General features: G+C 42.7%; 17 protein-coding genes and 1 pseudogene. 6 read left to right on the plus strand and 12 right to left on the minus strand.

The features are described from left to right. Nucleotides 1-207: 207 nt before the first annotated feature. The 5 genes and pseudogenes from CDC33_RS24585 to CDC33_RS24605 form a co-directional block, all read right to left on the minus strand. Nucleotides 208-2,400: a tetratricopeptide repeat protein gene (locus tag CDC33_RS24585; RefSeq protein ID WP_109011139.1), complete on the minus strand. Its 2,193-nt coding sequence runs from the start codon at nucleotides 2,398-2,400 to the stop codon at nucleotides 208-210. A gap of 263 nt (nucleotides 2,401-2,663) precedes the next feature. Next, a complete protein-coding gene (gene psb34, locus CDC33_RS24590) occupies nucleotides 2,664-2,843 on the minus strand; it encodes a photosystem II assembly protein Psb34 (RefSeq protein ID WP_109011140.1) in 180 nt (59 codons plus the stop codon). A 509-nt stretch (nucleotides 2,844-3,352) separates the two neighbouring features. Beyond that, nucleotides 3,353-5,371 (minus strand): glycine oxidase ThiO, encoded by a 2,019-nt coding sequence (gene thiO / locus CDC33_RS24595; RefSeq protein WP_109011141.1) that lies wholly within the window; start codon nucleotides 5,369-5,371, stop codon nucleotides 3,353-3,355. Nucleotides 5,372-5,473: 102 nt separating this feature from the next. Continuing rightward, nucleotides 5,474-5,872: a hypothetical protein gene (locus CDC33_RS24600; protein ID WP_109011142.1), complete on the minus strand. Its 399-nt coding sequence runs from the start codon at nucleotides 5,870-5,872 to the stop codon at nucleotides 5,474-5,476. Nucleotides 5,873-5,888: 16 nt separating this feature from the next. Continuing rightward, nucleotides 5,889-6,253, minus strand: a pseudogene (locus tag CDC33_RS24605) (2Fe-2S iron-sulfur cluster-binding protein). Nucleotides 6,254-6,328: 75 nt separating this feature from the next. Here CDC33_RS24605 and cimA point away from each other — a divergent pair. From cimA to CDC33_RS24635, 6 genes are all read left to right on the plus strand, one after another. After that, a complete protein-coding gene (gene cimA / locus CDC33_RS24610) occupies nucleotides 6,329-7,999 on the plus strand; it encodes a citramalate synthase (protein WP_109011143.1) in 1,671 nt (556 codons plus the stop codon). Between the two features lie 222 nt (nucleotides 8,000-8,221). Continuing rightward, a complete protein-coding gene (locus tag CDC33_RS24615) occupies nucleotides 8,222-9,205 on the plus strand; it encodes an alpha-ketoacid dehydrogenase subunit beta (RefSeq protein ID WP_109011144.1) in 984 nt (327 codons plus the stop codon). Between the two features lie 171 nt (nucleotides 9,206-9,376). Beyond that, nucleotides 9,377-10,789 carry a protein translocase subunit SecD gene (gene secD / locus CDC33_RS24620; protein WP_109011145.1) on the plus strand — a complete coding sequence of 471 codons (1,413 nt, stop codon included), beginning with the start codon at nucleotides 9,377-9,379 and terminating at the stop codon, nucleotides 10,787-10,789. Then, nucleotides 10,786-11,772: a protein translocase subunit SecF gene (secF, locus tag CDC33_RS24625; protein ID WP_109011146.1), complete on the plus strand. Its 987-nt coding sequence runs from the start codon at nucleotides 10,786-10,788 to the stop codon at nucleotides 11,770-11,772. The genes secD and secF overlap by 4 nt, the downstream gene beginning before the upstream one ends. 71 nt (nucleotides 11,773-11,843) lie before the next feature. Further along, nucleotides 11,844-12,236 carry a hypothetical protein gene (locus CDC33_RS24630; RefSeq protein ID WP_109012694.1) on the plus strand — a complete coding sequence of 131 codons (393 nt, stop codon included), beginning with the start codon at nucleotides 11,844-11,846 and terminating at the stop codon, nucleotides 12,234-12,236. 124 nt (nucleotides 12,237-12,360) lie between these two features. Then, the gene (locus CDC33_RS24635; RefSeq protein WP_109012695.1) at nucleotides 12,361-12,831 is read left to right on the plus strand and encodes a GNAT family N-acetyltransferase; all 471 of its coding nucleotides are present in this window, start codon (nucleotides 12,361-12,363) and stop codon (nucleotides 12,829-12,831) included. On the opposite strand, the gene CDC33_RS24640 is transcribed toward CDC33_RS24635, so the two are convergent. From CDC33_RS24640 to CDC33_RS24670, 7 genes are all read right to left on the minus strand, one after another. Further along, complete coding sequence (locus tag CDC33_RS24640) at nucleotides 12,794-13,714, minus strand: sensor histidine kinase (RefSeq protein ID WP_109011147.1); 921 nt, start codon at nucleotides 13,712-13,714, stop codon at nucleotides 12,794-12,796. The genes CDC33_RS24635 and CDC33_RS24640 overlap by 38 nt on opposite strands. Nucleotides 13,715-13,818: 104 nt before the next feature. Then, nucleotides 13,819-14,433 carry an L-threonylcarbamoyladenylate synthase gene (locus tag CDC33_RS24645; protein ID WP_109011148.1) on the minus strand — a complete coding sequence of 205 codons (615 nt, stop codon included), beginning with the start codon at nucleotides 14,431-14,433 and terminating at the stop codon, nucleotides 13,819-13,821. A gap of 245 nt (nucleotides 14,434-14,678) precedes the next feature. Next, nucleotides 14,679-15,077: a hypothetical protein gene (locus CDC33_RS24650; RefSeq protein ID WP_109011149.1), complete on the minus strand. Its 399-nt coding sequence runs from the start codon at nucleotides 15,075-15,077 to the stop codon at nucleotides 14,679-14,681. Then, nucleotides 15,077-15,757 carry a hypothetical protein gene (locus CDC33_RS24655; protein ID WP_109011150.1) on the minus strand — a complete coding sequence of 227 codons (681 nt, stop codon included), beginning with the start codon at nucleotides 15,755-15,757 and terminating at the stop codon, nucleotides 15,077-15,079. Before CDC33_RS24655 ends, CDC33_RS24650 begins: the two co-directional genes overlap by 1 nt. Further along, nucleotides 15,754-16,473 (minus strand): hypothetical protein, encoded by a 720-nt coding sequence (locus tag CDC33_RS24660; protein ID WP_109011151.1) that lies wholly within the window; start codon nucleotides 16,471-16,473, stop codon nucleotides 15,754-15,756. Before CDC33_RS24660 ends, CDC33_RS24655 begins: the two co-directional genes overlap by 4 nt. Before the next feature lie 608 nt (nucleotides 16,474-17,081). After that, entirely contained in the window at nucleotides 17,082-17,969 is an 888-nt protein-coding gene (gene prmC, locus CDC33_RS24665) for a peptide chain release factor N(5)-glutamine methyltransferase (RefSeq protein ID WP_109011152.1), read from the minus strand. Between the two features lie 25 nt (nucleotides 17,970-17,994). Further along, nucleotides 17,995-18,813 (minus strand): Tic22 family protein, encoded by an 819-nt coding sequence (locus CDC33_RS24670; protein ID WP_109011153.1) that lies wholly within the window; start codon nucleotides 18,811-18,813, stop codon nucleotides 17,995-17,997. Between the last annotated feature and the right edge of the window lie 41 nt (nucleotides 18,814-18,854).

Consider the following 18,854-nt stretch of genomic DNA (forward strand, 5'->3'; position numbering starts at 1 on the left):
TCTCTGATCAATTGTCAAGTCAAGATAAAGTTACTCTTTTTTACACTCTTCACGTTATTGAGACAAATGTGATTCGTTGGTCGAATTCAAGGAGAACCAACTGCAAGGGATAAAAAACCCTGTAATTCTAATCGAATCTTGACAAATTGAAATAGACTATTTCTTTTTCTCCCCCTGCCTCTTTTTCAAAGGTTTTCAGTATATACTTTATAGCTTTGACAAAATTTCTGGCAACAACTGACTAGGAACTTTAGATAAAGCCAGATTTTGTCCTTGTATGCCTAATTCATTATGAAAAGCACGAATAGTTTTCACTATATAATTAAAGGATGTTTGATAAGCCTCTGGCTGTTTGCTTAATCCGTTTAAGGCTTGTAAATGGTTGTCTAATGCTATTTCTAGGTGTTGAGAACGTGTTGCTTTGTCATCATTAAACGACTTATCTATTACTAGCTGATAATGTGCTAGTCCCAAGTTATTATAAGAGGCAAGCAAATCAAAACTTAAAGGAATACCGCTAAGTGAGTGAGCCAAGGCTACGGCCTCTTCGTAAGCGCTAATACATAGTTGCAGATACTTTTGCCGTGCCTCTTTAGTTGTTTGAGATAGGTTTGCTAGATGCCAGTAGGCAGTACCCAGGTTATTTTGTGTAGCGGCGCAGGCGCTGGGAACATTAGCTGGAGTGCGATACTTGAGAGCTTCGGTGTAGACATCTATAGCTAGCTGGAGATTTTGGGCAGGTTGTTCGTATTGTGCTAGATTCCAACAGGCGGTGCCGATGTTGTTTTGAATCATGCCATACTTGAGCGGTTCTTGTTCGGGGTTGTAGTGTACAAGTGCTTCGTTGTAAGCTGCGATCGCTTTCTTTAAATGCACAATCGGTTGGTTGTATTGCCCTAAATGCCAGTAAGCAGTACCCAAATTGTTCTGGCAAGCCGCATACTTTAATGAATCCATCTCGGCTGTACGGTAGCTCAGTGCTTCATTGTAAGCTAAAATTGCTTGCTGCCAATTTTCAGATGGGTGAGAAAAACGAGCTAAATCACCATAAGCTGTCCCCAAATTATTTTGTACACGAGCGTAAGTTTCTGAGTGTGTCTGGGGCGAGATCATCTTCAACGCTAACTGATAAAATTCTATTGCCTGCTCTATATAAGTTTGTCCTTCCTCAGAATTAGGCGGTGTACGGTATAGCATCCAGTAGAGTGTACCCAAATCATTTAAGATATCTGGGAGTTGTGGTGAGGCTTCGTCATAGCTAATAGCCTCCTGATAGGCAATAATTGCCACCATCAGATTTTCTAGGGTTGACTCTCCTTGCTCAATGCGAAGGCGGTATAAAGTGCCCAAGCGATGATAAGCTTCTGCCAGTACTTCTCCTGGAACTTGTTTTTGGTGTAATTCTTCAATCTCCAACAAAATCTGCTGCGGTTGCAAGTAATCCTCTGTATGTTGGACAATATTTGTATTTATTGTTGCTATTACTAGCTCCGTTAACTCGCTACTAATATGAGATAAAGACGACAGCGATTGATTATTACTTGCGCTACCAGACCTATTAGTAGATTCCTGCTGTTGTGGCGCAGCCTTTAATAAATCTGCTGTCGATGGCGATTCCTGGGTTTTATCTACGCTATTCCCTTGTGTTTCTGCCGGAAAATCGGAATTATTCTTCAACTTTAACTCAGTATCGGCGCTTCTAAGTTCTGTTTGGGTAACTGATTCATCTACAATTGACTGCTCAATATAGCCTAGATCCAAGCTTCTGGGATTAGAAAAACGTTCTGGATAACCTGAATTCTGAGTCGCTGGTGTAGGTTCTCCGGCAAACACAAATACGCCAGTCCGACAACGCCAAAACTGTGGCGCTGATTGCTTGATAGCAGATAACCAAGGACGCGGTATCCATAACAGCAAGTTAGATTCTTGTACAGAGAAATATTGTTCGCTTCGGCGGAGATGGTGCAAAAATAACCGTTGTGTAGCGACTGGTTGCTTGGTGAGATGCTCCACGCCGACAATCTGAAATGCTGGTACTGGAAAAGGTCTTCCAGGGGTATCTTTTGATGCTCCAACAATTGGCGGTGGATAGTTTGCCAACCATTGATTTATTTGAATTATGGGATTGGGATCATTTAAATTCAAACGCAACGTAACTAATCGCGGATAAGCTAGAGTGCTATTTTCTTGGGCATTTGATCGCTGAGATAGCACTTGTCCAATAGGATAAGCCAATGTAGAATGCAGACGAGTTGCTACTTGATTTCTCAAGTGTAAATCATCACATACTGCTAAAAAAAGTTGCCGTCGTAAACCAAGACTTAAGGCAAGTTTCAATCGTTGGTATACTTGCCGATTCCAAGTGGAATTATCATTTTGTGCAGTATCATTCACGCTCATGGCGGCTAAAGAGCCAAAACACAATACATATCACCTTTCTCGGCATATCCAAGTCGGCTAATCTCATAATAGAAATGATTTTTAAGCTAACGCTGTGCTGCTTAGGATAAATTGAGTTTTTCAGGTATAGTAAAATAAATTAGTATATAATGATACTCTAATTTCTGATTCAATTTTAACAAAAAATAAAAAAGCAGGCTCCTTTTAAAATCGGAACCTGAAAAACTATCAAGAAAATGAAGTTTTATTAAAATATTTTACGATCAGCTGCTCTTAGAAACAAAGAAGGCAACTAGAATCAAGCCGCCAACCAAAACTGTAGCGACTATTCCTAGTAAAAGATAAGTTCGCTTCTGCCCTTCTGTGGGGGGTTCTGCTTGATAAATCTTTGGTTCCTTGGCGAAATTATTTAGAAGACCGCCTTCTTCGTTTGTATAGGGCATGAATTAATTCCTTTATCTTTATCGTTCATTTAATGTTACATAAATGCTAAATCCGCCCTTAAACTGCTAGACAAATCGTTACATTGGGGATTGGGCATTGGGGATTGGGGATTGGGGATTGGGCATTGGGCATTGGGCATTGGGCATTGGGGATTGGGGATTGGGCATTGATTATTCCCCTTGTCTCCCTTGTCTGTCTATTCCCCACGCCCATGCTCCACGCCCATGCTCCACGCCCCAGATACTGTTGGTCAATTTACTTTCTTGTTAAACCCGCCATCCCTAAAATCTTGGTTTTGCATTGCTTTCCCGCCCTGCAATAAATTGATTGCTCATAGCTAAAGTGCGTTGAAACGCACTGAAATTAAATAAATTAAGATCGATTGGGGCTGATGAGTTAGAATCCTTACCAATTCGCCAACAGTATCTGCCCTATGCCCCATGCCCCATGCCCCATGCCCCATGCCCCATGCTCTATGTCCTATGCCCCATGCCCCATGCCCGATTCCCTAACTAGTAATCGTCCCAGTCAGAGGTGAACTAGGACTGGCGTAGTCTTTGATAGGCATTCTGCCAGCAATGTATGCCAAACGACCGGCAACTGTTGCTAAATTCATGGCACGAGCCATTGCTGCTGGGTTTGGAGAAAGTGCGATCGCACTATTAATCAACAAAGCATCTGCTCCCAATTCCATTGCTTGGGCGGCTTCTGAGGGTGAACCAATACCGGCATCTACCACCACTGGTACACCCGCATTTTCGATGATGATTTGGATGTTGGCGGTTGTTTTTAGTCCTTGTCCAGAACCAATTGGCGATGCTAAAGGCATAACTGTAGCACAACCTACTTCTTCTAAACGTTTGGCTAACATCGGGTCAGCGTTAATATAGGGCAATACTGCAAAACCTTCTTTAACTAATTGTTCTGCGGCTTGCAACGTCCCAATTGGATCTGGGAGTAAATACTTAAGGTCAGGTATTACTTCTAACTTTATAAAATTATTATCTTCCTGCCCTAACAATTTCGCCATTTCTCGCCCTAAACGCGCTACCCGAATCGCTTCTTCAGCAGTTTGGCAACCTGCGGTATTAGGCAACATCCAGATTTTTGTCCAATCTAAGGCTTCAGCTAAACCTTCATGTCCGGGGGCCTTGGTTTGTACCCGTCGTACTGCTACGGTGACAATCTGGCAATCACTGGCGACGATGCTTTGCTGCATTTCTTCAATACTGCGATACTTACCAGTTCCCGTCATCAAGCGGGATTGGAAGGTTTTGCCAGCAATGATTAGTGGGGGGTGGGGAGTGGGGAGTGGGGAATGGGGGGATATGGTAGGGTGATTCCCGTTGGAAAAATTGGCAGAGTGAGTCAGCATTAGGGTGGAGGTAGATGGCTGGGACTGGAAGCGCGAATAGTGGAAATTAGCAAGTAGAGGGTCAGACTTTTGTTCCAAGATGAAATCGGCAATTAAGGCGGCTGTTACGGGTGCAAGTAGAATCCCGTTACGGTAATGACCTGTTGCAAGGGTTAAATTTTGACAATGGCTAGTACCAAGGATGGGCAATTCATCGGGGGTAGCTGGGCGAAATCCCCACCAGAATTCTTGGATGGGATAATGCTTAAGTTGGGGATACAGCCGGATGGCAGCTTGTAATAGTGTTTGAATGCCTTCTGGGGTGTTGTTGGGAATGAAACCAACGTCTTCGCTGGTTGCGCCAATCACAAGGCGATCGCGTCTTGGTACGATGTAAATATCCTGCCCAAACAAAACCCGCTTCAAGGGCAACTCCGGCGCAATTTCTGGTATCCGTACACTCAGCATTTGCCCTTTTCTGGGACGCACGGGTACTGGTAATAACTCATTTGACCAAGCACCTGAAGCTAAAACATAGTGCGCGGCGCGAATTATTCCCGCATTGGTTTGCACGCCAACCACTTGTCCTTGCTGCTGTAAAAATGCTTCTACTGTAATCCCATCTTTGAGTTCAACACCAACAGACTCAGCTGCCGTCCACAATACCTGAGCTAAAGCTTTATTATCAACTTGTGCATCTTCAGGATACCACCAGCCACCAACTACCTCGGTTCCTAATCCTGGCTGATATTGATGAATTGCCTCTTCATTTAACCAGTAAGCCGGGGAAGAGGGGGATGATGAAGAATTTACTTCCCTATCTCCCCCTGCTCCCCCTGCCCCCTGCCCCCTGCCCCCTGCCCCCTGCCCCTCTGCCTCTTCAAAGACGGGTGCAAGGATGCCACAGGAACGGTAGCCAGTATTTAAGCCAGTTAGTTCTTCTAGTTTGCGCGTCCAGTCAGGATATAATGCACGCGATCGCCAACACAAGGAACGCATTGCCTCATTAGGGATGTTTTCTGCATCTGGTGCTAACATCCCAGCAGCAGCATGGGTAGCGGCAGCCTGGAAGTCACGACAAAGCACGGTGACACTTGCCCCGCGCAGTTTTAGCTCAATGGCGATCGCTAAACCAATAACGCCGCCACCAATAATTACAATCTCACTAGTCATTAGTCATTAGTCACTAGTCATTAGTCATTAGTCATTAGTACATAACTAATAACTCATAACTCATAACTTATAACTTATAACTCGTAACTATAGACGGATCTGTTACCACAAAGCGCGAATTGGTTCATTGCCTTGATTTGTTTCGTTAGATGGCGTATTTGTTTGTGAAGAATCTGTATTGTTGTCTGTTGTAGTGTCAGCAGGTGATGTTGAGTCATCAGAAGGATTCTGAGCAACGTTACTCCTGTTCTCAGGTCTTGGAGCTACAATACTGCGCTTGTTTGCGTTTGTTTCGGTTGTTTGATTTCCTTCAGTTGCAGTTTCTTCATTCTTGCTGCCAGCACTGCTATTAACATTGATATTAGCTGGCAGGACTTGTGATTTTTTGTCACTGGGAGCGTTAGCGGTTTGTACTCCCATAGGAAAGTTGATGCCCAGTAATGTACCAAGCAGAATGGCCAAACCTCCAGCCATTAAAATTAAGGGTGTCCATCTACCCATCTTTTCTTACTCCTTTTTAACCTTTTGGTGTCCACACTATTCGAGAATTTTGTCCCCAAAATCCATCAAACTTTGTCACTTTCACATCGCCTACAACCAGAGTTTGACTGTTCCTTACGCAAGTCTGTTGTAGGAGAATGGGGAGGAAGCGAATGCGCTTAGGCGCACGCTGCGCGAACGCCGTGCTCGATCACGCCAATTCGCAGCTGATACTTCGCCCTCTACCTTAACCGCGCAAGTTCCGCAACTGCCAATGCCCCGACAGTTTATTAACTTAGCACCGTCATTGTAGAGTTCAATTCCATTTTGCAGCAAAATTGTTCGGAGATTGCTTTTGCTTACGCACTCAATTGTTTTACCTTGAGCTAGTACCTTAGGCATTTTTAAATTGCCAAACTGGCGTTTTGTTGTATATTGACACATTGCCTTGAAAGTTGTCTCGTCGGTCCCAGTTTTATGACCACAAATTCTTCACCTCAACTTTGGCTCTATGACACTACATTACGAGATGGCACTCAGCGCGAGGGGCTATCAGTATCGATAGAAGATAAGTTACGCATTGCTCGTAGACTCGATCAACTGGGAATTCCCTTTATTGAAGGCGGTTGGCCTGGAGCTAACCCCAAGGATGTACAATTTTTCTGGCAACTCCAAGAAGATCCGCTAAAACAAGCTGAAATTGTGGCTTTTTGTTCGACTCGCCGCCCCAATTCCACTGCTGCAACCGAACCGATGCTACAAGATATTTTGGCTGCGGGGACTCGCTGGGTAACGATTTTTGGCAAGTCTTGGGATTTACATGTCACAACCAGCCTCAAGACGACATTAGAAGAAAATTTGGCGATGATCCGCGACACGATTGAGTACCTCCGTTCTCAAGGGCGTCGCATTATCTACGATGCCGAACATTGGTTTGATGGCTACAAGCACAATCGAGATTATGCTTTACAGACATTAGAAACTGCGATCGCATCTGGTGCTGAATGGTTAGTCCTTTGTGATACTAATGGTGGTACTTTACCCCATGAAATTAGCCAAATTGTTCAAGATGTGGTGAGGGTGACTGGGGAACTGGGGACTGGGGACTGGGGACTAGGGACTAGGAAAGACTCTTCCCAATCCCCAATCCCCCAAATTGGAATTCACACTCATAACGATTCGGAAATGGCGGTTGCTAACGCAATAGCTGCCGTGATGGCAGGGGCAAAGATGGTACAGGGGACAATTAATGGTTACGGTGAACGTTGCGGTAATGCTAACCTCTGTTCATTAATTCCCAATTTACAATTGAAGCTGGGTTACAGTTGTATCACAGAAGACCAGCTAACACAACTTACAGAAGCGAGTCGTTTTGTGAGTGAGGTGGTCAACCTCGCGCCAGATGAACACGCTCCCTTTGTCGGACTTTCGGCTTTTGCCCATAAGGGCGGTATTCATGTATCAGCTGTGGAACGTAATCCCCTAACTTATGAACATATTCAGCCGGAACAAGTTGGAAATCATCGCCGCATTGTGATTTCTGAACAGTCTGGACTTAGCAATGTTTTAGCCAAAGCCCGCAGTTTTGGCATTGACCTCGATCAACTGAAGGCTGAAGCCAAGCAAATTCTCCAGCGCCTCAAAGATTTGGAAAGTGAAGGATTTCAATTTGAAGCAGCAGAGGCCAGTTTTGCGTTGTTGATGCATGAAGCTTTGGGAGGTCGCCAAAAGTTTTTTGAAGTCAAAGGTTTTCAAGTCCACTGTGACTTGATTGAGGGGAAAGAAACTAGCAATGCTTTAGCTACGGTTAAACTCGCTGTTGACGGCAAAAATATTCTGGAAGCGGCGGAAGGTAATGGTCCCGTGGCAGCTTTGGATGCCGCTTTACGCAAGGCTTTAGTGAATTTTTATCCCCAAATAGCAACCTTTGATTTGACAGATTACAAAGTGCGGATTCTCAACGGACATACAGGCACTGCGGCAAAAACCCGTGTTTTGGTAGAGTCGGGCAATGGTCGTCAACGCTGGACTACAGTAGGGGTTTCCACCAATATTTTGGAGGCTTCTTATCAAGCGGTGGTGGAAGGCTTGGAATATGGTTTGTTGTTGCACTCCCAAACAGAAGCAGCTTTGAAAGCTCCTAGTTGATTAAAGTTACTATTTAGTGTAATGGAGGTTAAATGAGAACCTAGCTGTAGATAGAGGTAATTCCAGCTTCTAAATTACCTCTATCTAACGGGAAAATAGCTTCGATATAGTGCTTATGCGGTTCGTTTAAACAACCTAAACTCTAACTAGTGCGATCGCTCACCGTATTTGCGACAGCAGCACGATAAAATTCTAAAACTATAATCGTAATAAAAGGTCTAAATGGCAGAAACACTATTTTTCAACGCCTTACGTGAAGCCATTGATGAAGAAATGGCGCGTGACTCCAGCGTATTCGTTCTCGGTGAAGATGTCGGACACTACGGCGGTTCCTATAAAGTTACCAAAGACCTGTACCAAAAATATGGCGAACTCCGCATTCTAGATACCCCCATTGCCGAAAATAGCTTTACTGGCATGGCAGTGGGAGCAGCGATGACAGGGTTACGTCCCATCATTGAAGGTATGAATATGGGCTTTTTACTGCTCGCCTTCAACCAAATATCCAACAACGCTGGGATGCTGCGCTATACTTCTGGCGGTAACTTTAAAATTCCGATGGTAATTCGCGGCCCTGGCGGTGTCGGACGGCAGCTAGGCGCAGAACATTCCCAGCGACTAGAAACTTACTTCCAAGCTGTGCCAGGTTTGAAAATTGTTGCCTGCTCCACACCAAGAAACGCTAAAGGATTACTGAAATCCGCTATCCGCGATGATAACCCCGTGTTGTTCTTTGAACACGTTTTACTTTACAACTTAAAAGAAGATTTACCAGAAGAAGAATACTTGCTACCTCTGGATAAAGCAGAAATGGTGCGTGAGGGGAAAGATGTCACAATTATTACTTATTCCAGAATGCGGCATCATGTGCTACAAGCAGTAAAGACTCTTGAAAAACAAGGATATGATCCAGAAGTTATCGATTTAATATCTCTAAAACCATTGGATTTTGATAGTATTGGGGCATCAGTACGTAAAACCCATAAAGTCATTGTTGTAGAAGAATCCATGCGAACTGCGGGTATTGGAGCAGAAGTCATCGCCTCAATCAACGATCGCTTATTCGATGAATTAGATGCGCCAGTACTGCGGCTGTCTTCCCAAGATATCCCCACACCTTACAACGGCAACTTAGAACGACTAACAATCATCCAACCAGAGCAAATCGTAGAAGCTGTGGAAAAAATGGTAGCGTTGCGAGTCTAGGGTCTAGGGACTGGGGGCTGGGGACTGGAGACTGGGGAGGAGCAAGAGAAGAGTAACAATGCCCAATACCCCATGCCTAATCCCCAATTCCCGATCCCCAATGCCCAATGCCCAATGCCCTAACTCTACAAAAGAGCGCTATTATAGCCTTTGTCAGTTGCGAGTTATGGTATGCAAAGACAGCGATCGCTATTAATTTTGATTTTAGTCCTGATAATCGCCGCGATTACGGTGATTACCACAATTCCGATACCTCTTGGGCTAGACTTACGCGGAGGCTCACAGCTCACAATTCAGGTGAAACCATCAGCAGATATTCCCACAATCACCGAACGAGAATTGGAAGGTGTGAAGAAAGTTGTCGAAGGTCGGATTAATGGTCTGGGTGTTTCTGAGCCATTGATCCAAACCGTCGGCGCAGATAAAATACTGGTGCAACTCCCAGGAGTTAATGACCCAGAGCAAGCCGAACGGGTGCTAGGTGGTACGGCGCAGTTAGAATTTCGCACCCAAAAACCGAATACAGAAACCCAACTGTTTGCTTTTCAAACATCTAGAGCCGAATTGAAAGTCAAACAAGAAGAGTTGAGAAAGAGTACTGACAAAACAGCAATTGTCAAGAATCAAGAAGATTTGCAAAAAAATAATCAAGCGATCGCAGAATTGTTTGAAAGCACCAAACCACCTCTAATTGGCAAATACCTCAAGGATGCTTATGGTGAACCCAGTCAAGGTAATAACTGGCATGTTGCCATTCGCTTCGACCAACAGGGTGGTCAACTGTTTGCCGATTTGACAAAAAATCTTGCTGGTACTGGGCGTAGCATTGGTGTTTTTCTAGACAATGAACTGATCAGCGCTCCTACTGTGGGTATAGAATTTGCCGCCACTGGTATTACTGGTGGTTCTGCCATCATTACAGGACGCTTTACCGCACAACAAGCCAATGACTTAGGTGTGCAACTACGTGGTGGTGCATTACCCGTACCAGTAGAAATTGCAGAAAGGCGGACAGTAGGGGCAACTTTGGGTAAAGATAGTATTCAAAGCAGTATTTATGCTGGGGTTGGTGGTCTAACTTTAGTATTAATATTCATGGTGTTTTATTATCGATTACCTGGACTGATTGCGGATGTGTCATTAGTGATCTACTCCCTCTTAACTTGGTCAACCTTTGCTTTATTAGGCGTCACCCTAACTTTGCCCGGAATTGCTGGTTTTATTCTCAGTATTGGGATGGCAGTTGATGCCAATGTGCTAATTTTTGAACGGACGCGAGAAGAATTGCGAGCTGGTAAATCTTTGTATCGTTCTGTGGAATCTGGTTTCTACCGAGCATTTTCTAGTATTTTAGATAGCAACGTCACTACATGGATTGCTTGTGCTGCACTGTTTTGGCTGGGGTCTGGTTTAGTCAAAGGCTTTGCACTAACCTTAGCTTTGGGGGTAGCTGTGAGTATGTTTAGCGCAATTACCTGTAGTCGGACATTGCTGTTTTTGGCAATTTCAATTCCTTCTTTACGGAAGACAGAACTTTTCTGTCCAAACCTGCCAGCATCGAATAAGGCAGAGGTGGCTCGATGAAACTGAGTATAAACAAATCGCGATCGCTTTGGTGGACTATTTCTGCTGTAATTATTCTCGCCGGGATCATCTCAATGGTGATTTCTTGGCAACAACCCAATATTCACGCACCCTTACGCCCCGGTTTAGATTTTATCGGTGGTACACGGTTGCAGTTTGTTCGAGATTGCACCAAACCAGGCAACTGTGACAAACCAATTGATATCAACGCTGTCCGGGAAGTAGCAAAAGCGCAGGGGTTAGGTGATAGCAGCATCCAACTTATCTCCGAAAATGGAGCAGAAAATGGTGTATCAATTCGGTCAAAAGATTTAAATGTCGATCAGCGCACCAACTTGCAAAATGCTTTAAGCCAACAAATTGGTGCTTTTGATCCGCAAAAAAACCAAATTGACTCCGTTGGCCCTACCTTGGGCAAAGAACTGTTGAGGTCTGGGCTATTAGCTCTGATAGTTTCCTTCATCGGTATTACTATCTATATGAGCTTCCGCTTCCAGTTAGATTATGCGGTGTTTGCGATCATTGCCCTATTTCACGATATTTTAATCACGGTAGGGGTATTCTCGATTTTGGGTTTGGTAGCGGGCATCGAAGTAGATAGCCTTTTTATCGTCGCCTTACTTACTATCACAGGTTTCTCAGTCAACGATACAGTGGTGATTTACGATCGCATTCGGGAAACCATTAAAATCCATCCTGAACAGCCGATTGCCGAAATTGTAGATGATGCGGTTAACCAAACCTTGACAAGATCAATCAACACGACCTTAACCGTGTTGCTAACATTATCTGCGATCTTTCTATTTGGCGGAGAAACACTAAGATTTTTCGCTCTAGCTTTGATTATTGGCTTCACGATGGGAGCTTATTCAAGTATTTTCATCGCCAGTACTCTCCTTACTTGGTGGCGAGAAAGGGGTGAATCCCAAGTGGTAGAAAGCTTAGAGCCGATTGATACATCTACCAGTTCCCAGGATAGTTAAACTTGTGTGCATTTCACAATCGGTTTACTGATTTTGAATTGCTCACATCTGCTTTGGAATTTTATTCCCCTATGGATAAACAGGAAAAACCATTAATTACTGACCCATCATTTGCTCAACAAGTACAAAAACTACACCAGCTAACAATATATGGTAGGTGGCTGTTTGTGGGCTTTTTGTGGCTCACCATTGCACCTGTTAGCTTGTGGGGTCTACGTACAGAAATTTCTCTGTGGCAACAATATTTTACCTGGGTAGCGGTGCGATATGGACTCTTCTACCATCCACTGTCTACCTTTGGTTTAACCTTTTGTATTGGAATGACTGCTGCTGTTTTAGTTTGGCAAAGTCGAAATATCTTACTCGGACTACCAGAACAGGAAAAACAACGTTTAGAAAAACAAGTTTATCGGATACGTCAGCAGGGGCCAACTCATCCTTTATGGAAGTGGGTTTGTCATTAAATATTGAAATATTGGGATAAATGATTAAACTTTCTTTCTCGTTGCATATACATATACACGTACAGCATTTTCTAGCAAAATATGGCTTAAATATACAAAGATAATGCCAAAAGTGGATGCCATAATGAACGAGTCTCAGATTCAATTTAGCGATCGCAAGGCTGAAATTGACCTTTACCAACTTCAAGAACTGTTAAATGTTTCAGCTTTTTGGGCAAAAGGTCGCAGTATTGAAGATTTAGGTATAGCCATTGACAACAGTGAGCCAGTGATTTTTGTCTGCCTTCGCGATCGACTCATTGGCTTTGCTAGAGCAACATCTGATGGCATATATCGCGCCACAATTTGGGATGTTGTGATTCATCCAGAGTATCAAAGTAGTGGATTGGGAAGCAAGTTAGTAGAAACCGTTTTGAGTCATCCCCGCATGAGGTCGGTTGAGCGCGTTTACCTGATGACTACTCACCAGCAGGGTTTCTACGAAAAGATTGGTTTTCAACCCAATACCACCACTACGATGGTGCTACATAACCTACCTAACCGTGCTTTTGCTCCTCCTACTGAAGTTCAGCTTCAGGAATCACTAGGGGCATAGAGATTTGTAGTCTGCTAATCTCTTGATGTGGTTCCTTCGCAATGGTCGAGGGCAGGATTTCTAACTTTCCTCCCATAACTTCTACCAGAGTCTGATTAATTAACAGCCTCATTCCTGGCGAAAGAGCAGCTTTTCCTTGGTCAATCTGGAGCGGCTGATCTTCAGATTTAATTAAATCAATCGGTTCGCTCCAGGGTATGGCATCGGTTGGTACATCCAACCAAATGTTTACAAAATTACTTGTAGGCGCTGTGCTGCTAGAAATACAGATGCTGCCTTCCTCCATTTGATTAATGGCAGTATCTATTAAACTTATCAATATTTGGCGGAGCCAGAGGTAATCTGTCAAAACATAAATTTCTGGGTCGGCGGGTAACAATTCCAAGGGAAGATTGCGATTGGCCGCCAGCATATAAGTTAATTTATGAACTTCCTCTAAAACTTGGGCTAATGATCTGGGCTGAATATCTAATTTATTAGTACCGTGTTCAGTTCTAGCAACGCTGAGAATTTCATCCATCAACTTGAGTAGCTTTAGCGTTCGCTCGTAAGCTTGGGCAATAAATTCTCGCTCTTCAGCCGGGTCTTCACATAGATCCGACAAAATTAACTGATGTAAGCCGATCAGACCACTGAGGGGCGATCGCAATTCGTGGGTAGTCCGCGCCAAAAAACCACCTTTAAACTGGCTCATTTCCCTTGCCATAAAGTATGCCAGCTGCGTTTGCTGTAGCTGTTGCGATATTGGTGGCATATCCTGTTGATCTAATGGCGCTACTGGGGATGAGCTAGATGAAACATTAGGCGCTCGCACAAATAACTGACGGAAAATCACACCTAGTGCTATTCCTGCTCCTAGATATATCCAGTTGCTCCAATTCATAATTTGGCAATTATTAACTTGTTAATTGACCACAACAGCGCAAACTAAAGTTCCAGATTTCTCTGTTGTTAAAACCAGCAAGACAATATTATAGCGACCTATATTTAGTTATCGCTGGAAATATCTAACTCTATCGCACCTTGCCGCAAAATCTGCCAATTTATTCCTGTCCATTTCGCAACGGTGGAAGGTACACCCACTCCTGATATTTCACCCTGGTATTCTAGGGTCAGAACATTAGGAAACTGAACCTCAATTTCTGCCATCGTTTGCAAAGGCGGCTGACCAGAAAAATTGGCGCTAGTAGTAGCAAGCGGGCCTGTTTGCGCCAAAATAGTTTGGGCGATCGCACTGTTTGGGACTCGAATACCAATTGTTGTTGGATCGATAGGGTTCATAACTTTTGGCACGCGTAGGCGTAGCCCGTCGTAGACATCGCTTGCTGGCAAAACTAACGTCAGCGCTCCTGGCCAATATTTATCTGCTACTTCTCGCCAAACTTTATACTCGTTCTCATCACCTTTAACATACGGCCACAAATCTTCAGCACTAGCAGCCATCAAAATCAAAGGTTTGTCTTGACTGCGTTGTTTCGCCGCAAAAATTAATGCTGCTTTTTCTGGTATCGCTGCAAGCGCAGGAACAGTATCCGTAGGAAAACTCACCAAAAGCCCAGCGCGTGCGCCAGCTATTAGATTTGTTAAAGAAACTTGAGTCATGTTTACTGACAATATTCGTCCACAAATTTTACTGTTGGTGCGGATGAACAAGGCTTTACCATGCTAAGAGCCTTGGTTTTGTCATTTGTTCCTGATTAATACTCTTGCCGACAGTAGTCCATAAAGCCAACTATTGGTCTAGCTCAATGCCAGAATCTATTACCCTAGCATATGACAAAATTTGTTCTGCAAGTGTGACTGGCACGCGAATTCTTCTGGTTTTGCCATTGTTCTCAATCTTGCATTTACAGATCTATAATTCGTGATTGTTTTGCCAGTAAACCCGCAAGACGTTCAGCTGTAACTGCATCATCATTAACATCAGGTAGGCCAATTATATTAGCATGGTCTGAAGAGTCCTGTATCACATCTAACCCTAAATCTCGAATGCGTCCTACGTGCAAACTTGCTAGTGCAAAACACTTGTTAAACTTTGCCACACACTGCTTAGGCGAGCACTGTGCGGCAATATTAACTGAAAGACCTTTTTCGTTTTTATTTTTACGTAAAAAAAAAGCATCGGCTTTTACTCTTTCTGTATCTTTATCTATCCATTGTTTTCTAAGCAATGCTCTGTAAACAATGGCGCTACATGACAATGGCTCATATTCTTTCTTGCCACTAGTAGATTGTTCACCATCCATCACACCTGATTGAGCCAGTTTAACCAACTCGCTAAATTGAATCCTGTGACTTTATTGACAATATTATATTCTGAATCTTTCTCATGGTACAAATATACTTCTTTCTCGTGGTCACAGGGACAGATAAGACGAACTTCGGCTTCTGATTCAAGTTTAGTCCAGGTCAGTCGAATACCTCCTTCCTCATCCGTAGAGACAGACGCTTTTCTAAAAGAATCTTTCAAAAATTGTGATGCTTCAGTAATAATGCTCCACGCTTTATCAAAAGCATAAACAGTAGGCCTTACAATACCGTATTCATCTTCTTCATCTTCTTGCCAAAGTTCAATTAGGCGTTCTTGAGTAATTTTTAATGCCTCATTCGAGGAATTACTTGATACCGCAGAGCTAGATAGATATCTTTTGGAGAATATTTCAAAAGTATCTTGTTTTATAGGTTGGATATCTTCTTTTGATTTCTCAATAGATTTAATAATCGCTATGATTTTTGAAACTTTTTCTGATGTATAAACCTGAACATAAGCTGAACGTTTGCTAGTAACTTTAGTGTTTGTTAAACTATCAAAATTTGTAACACGATTAGGAATTAAAGCTTCAACATATCGTTTAATTGAATACTCAATAATACTTTCTTCTGTATCTATTGCGGACTGGTTTTGTGAATCTAGTATAGCTATCATAATATCTGATTATTTGGAAAATAAAGTTGTAAAATAGCTTGTGATTCAAGCTGCATAAGACTAAAAAAACTTTTTATTTCCTCCAGATTGAACTTGCGATCTTCCAAGTCTTGTGAAAGTGTATTTAAATCTTGTTCTACTATCAGTGCTGAATGCGTTTGATCGTTGTTTGCTATCAATCCACTTTTACAACGAGTCCACACATTAACCACAAAGTTTTCTATATTCTTAATAGAATGGTTGTGAATTTCAAAGTTCTCAGAAGACGAAAAAACTTGATTTATTAATTCTGGCTTACAAAATTTCTTACTTAACAAAGTTGCTGGTTTTTGTGTTTGATGAACTCTTATTGTAACCAAGCCCAAGCGGTTAACTTCTATTTGCATTGACTGAATGTAATATTCTAATACTTCCTTGCAAATATCAACAATTTCTTCTATTTCTGTTTGTACATTGTCAGTTCTTAACCATAGAGAATTAATTCGCGCAGGTGAAATTTCTAACCTATAAGCTCTATCTTTACTTTGCAACACTATTCTAGGAACTTCTAAAGGAACTTCTTCCGGTAGAGGTAGTGCCTGTACATCACCATCATATCTTTGGGAATATTTACTTAGAAGAATACCTAAAGCTTTTGAAGCAGTAAAGGAAGAAATATCTCGCGTAAAAATCGATAATTGAAGTGTAACTAGGTTTAAGTCTTGCGCCTTAAGCATCTTGCAACTACCAGAAATTAACTACACAAGCCATGTAAACAAAAGCTTTGGCTCTAAGGACTCATGCATACAGTTTTTGTTTCGTATGTTTAGCTTCTTGTACAACACAATTATTAAGGCTTTGACCTTAATAATTTTGCTGATAGCATTAATTTACTACAATTAGCAAGTAAAATCTGTAAAGTTTCTGCCTCTGTTTGATATACATAGTAAACAAAAGCAAGCCGAGTATCTAAGGAAATAGTATAAAAAGATACAATACAATTCAGAAAGATTGGCGGCTAGCTACGGGCTTTAGTTTTTCTACTCTGATTATCGGGACTTAAACATTTGTGAGGCAGAAACAAGCCTCAAACCCATACAGGGTAAGGAAAATACACCAAAAGCCAAAAAATGCTTGAAACCCATATATATTCTGACTTTTCACGGGAACTCCTCAAGCCTCGAAAAAGCGTGGCTTTTTCCACAGCCTAATTATCAATAGCTCTGAGTTAATGAAAATAGCTAACGGAAAAATCAGGGTTTAGGAAACCGCTAAAATAAGCTTTTCCACATGCCGTGAAAAGTCTTGACCAATTACCAAACTCATAATTTCTCACTCATAACTCCTAACTTCTATAAGCTACAGCAAAACGTTCAATTCCAGCTAAATCAGCGTGAATTTGAATTTTACAATAGCTACCTTGATTTTGTAAAAGTTCTCGCACTGCATCCGCCTGTCCTGCCATCATCTCAATTAACCACACGCCACCAGGTTGCAAATAGCTAGGGGAGATTTCTATCAAATGGCGAATGCAATCTAAGCCATCAGTGCCACCATCCAAAGCTAGATGTGGTTCATGGTTAACTACTTCTGGTTGCAAACTAGGTAAGGTACTGGTGGGTATGTAAGGGGGATTCGACACCATACCACTGAATTGACCTTTGAGAAATGTCAGTGGCTCCCACCAGGAACCTTGATAAAATTTAATCCGGTCAGTAAAACCTAAATTACGGGCGTTGGTTTGGGCGATCGCCAAAGCTTCTAAACTGTAATCAACAGCATGAATTGTTGCTTTTGGCAAGATATCTGCTAGTCCGATGGCGATCGCTCCACTCCCAGTGCCTAAATCAGCCCAGTGTCCTGAAGCATTACTGGCAGATGCTAAAGCTAAATCAATTAAGAATTCTGTCTCTGGTCTGGGAATCAAAACCGCACTTGACACTGCAATTTGAAAGTTACGCCAAGGTGTAACTCCGGCAATATACTGCACTGGTAAGCGGTCATTTAATCGCCTCTGCCACAAACGGTCTAACTCTTCTAAAGGCAATTGCACATGAATTTGCGGCCAGTTTTTAAAAGACTCCAAACGCAGTGCCAAGCGGTCTAACCCAGCAACTTCTAACAGCAGCCAATCTACCTCGGCAGGTGAGACATCAGTGGCGATCGCTGCTTGTTGAGCAGTATTGCGCCACTGCCAAAGTTGTAAACCAGATATCAGCTGTTTCTCCCCCATGCCTCAACCTTGGAGTACATAACCGTTATTTTTTCGGAGCGGGTGCAGCAGCAGGCTTGGCAGCTGGAGCTTGATTCGGTGCAAGCGAGCGAAAAAAATTGATAGACTCCCGTGATGGATACAAAACGATCTTATTTATAATTGGATCGTTGCTAGTATTGAGAGCATTTATAACACCGTACAAGTCCACCACCTGAATTTCAGTATTGGCTGCTTCCTGGGGCACAGCTTTTTTAAATTCTTCTAACACAGCTACTGCTTGCTCTTTCTCAAAATAGAAAGGGATGTAGCGCTCGTTGCCTTTCCCCAGGGGAATGGTCAGATACCTATTATCTTTTTTAAATTTGGGGACGAATAAAGGAATACCGTTAAATTGCTGCCCTTTTTTCCCATTTTGATTCAGTATAGTAGTTGCTGACTCAACCTGTTGTTGTGTCGGCTCTAAAGTATAAATCACAGAGTCTTTCTTCTTTTTACCCTCTTCCACAATCTGATAGTACTCTGCCAAAGACAAAGGTCTTACCTGGAGCGTGCTTGCCAATTTTGGAGCGTCTTGCCTTAAGCGATTATCAAGGAATTTTTGAGCATCTTGCTTACTGATGAAAAATACTACTAAAGGAACAGTTTTAGATGCATTTCTACCAGTCAGGATTGGCAATCCACCTTTAGGATCTACCAGCGTAAACACTGGTATCTCTTGTAGCTTTTTCACCATCTGATCTTGTGGTAATGCGATCGCCTCTTGATTACCTATTCCTGGTAGATTGCCTATTCCTGAAAGCCCTGTTAAAAATACAGTGCCAGCTATACCCAATGTTGCGCCTAAGCGAATAAATGATTTCATGATTGCTCCTCGTATTAATAGTCCAATTAATTAAACAAACG

This window comes from Nostoc commune NIES-4072 (assembly GCF_003113895.1).
Taxonomy (GTDB): Bacteria; Cyanobacteriota; Cyanobacteriia; order Cyanobacteriales; family Nostocaceae; genus Nostoc; species Nostoc commune.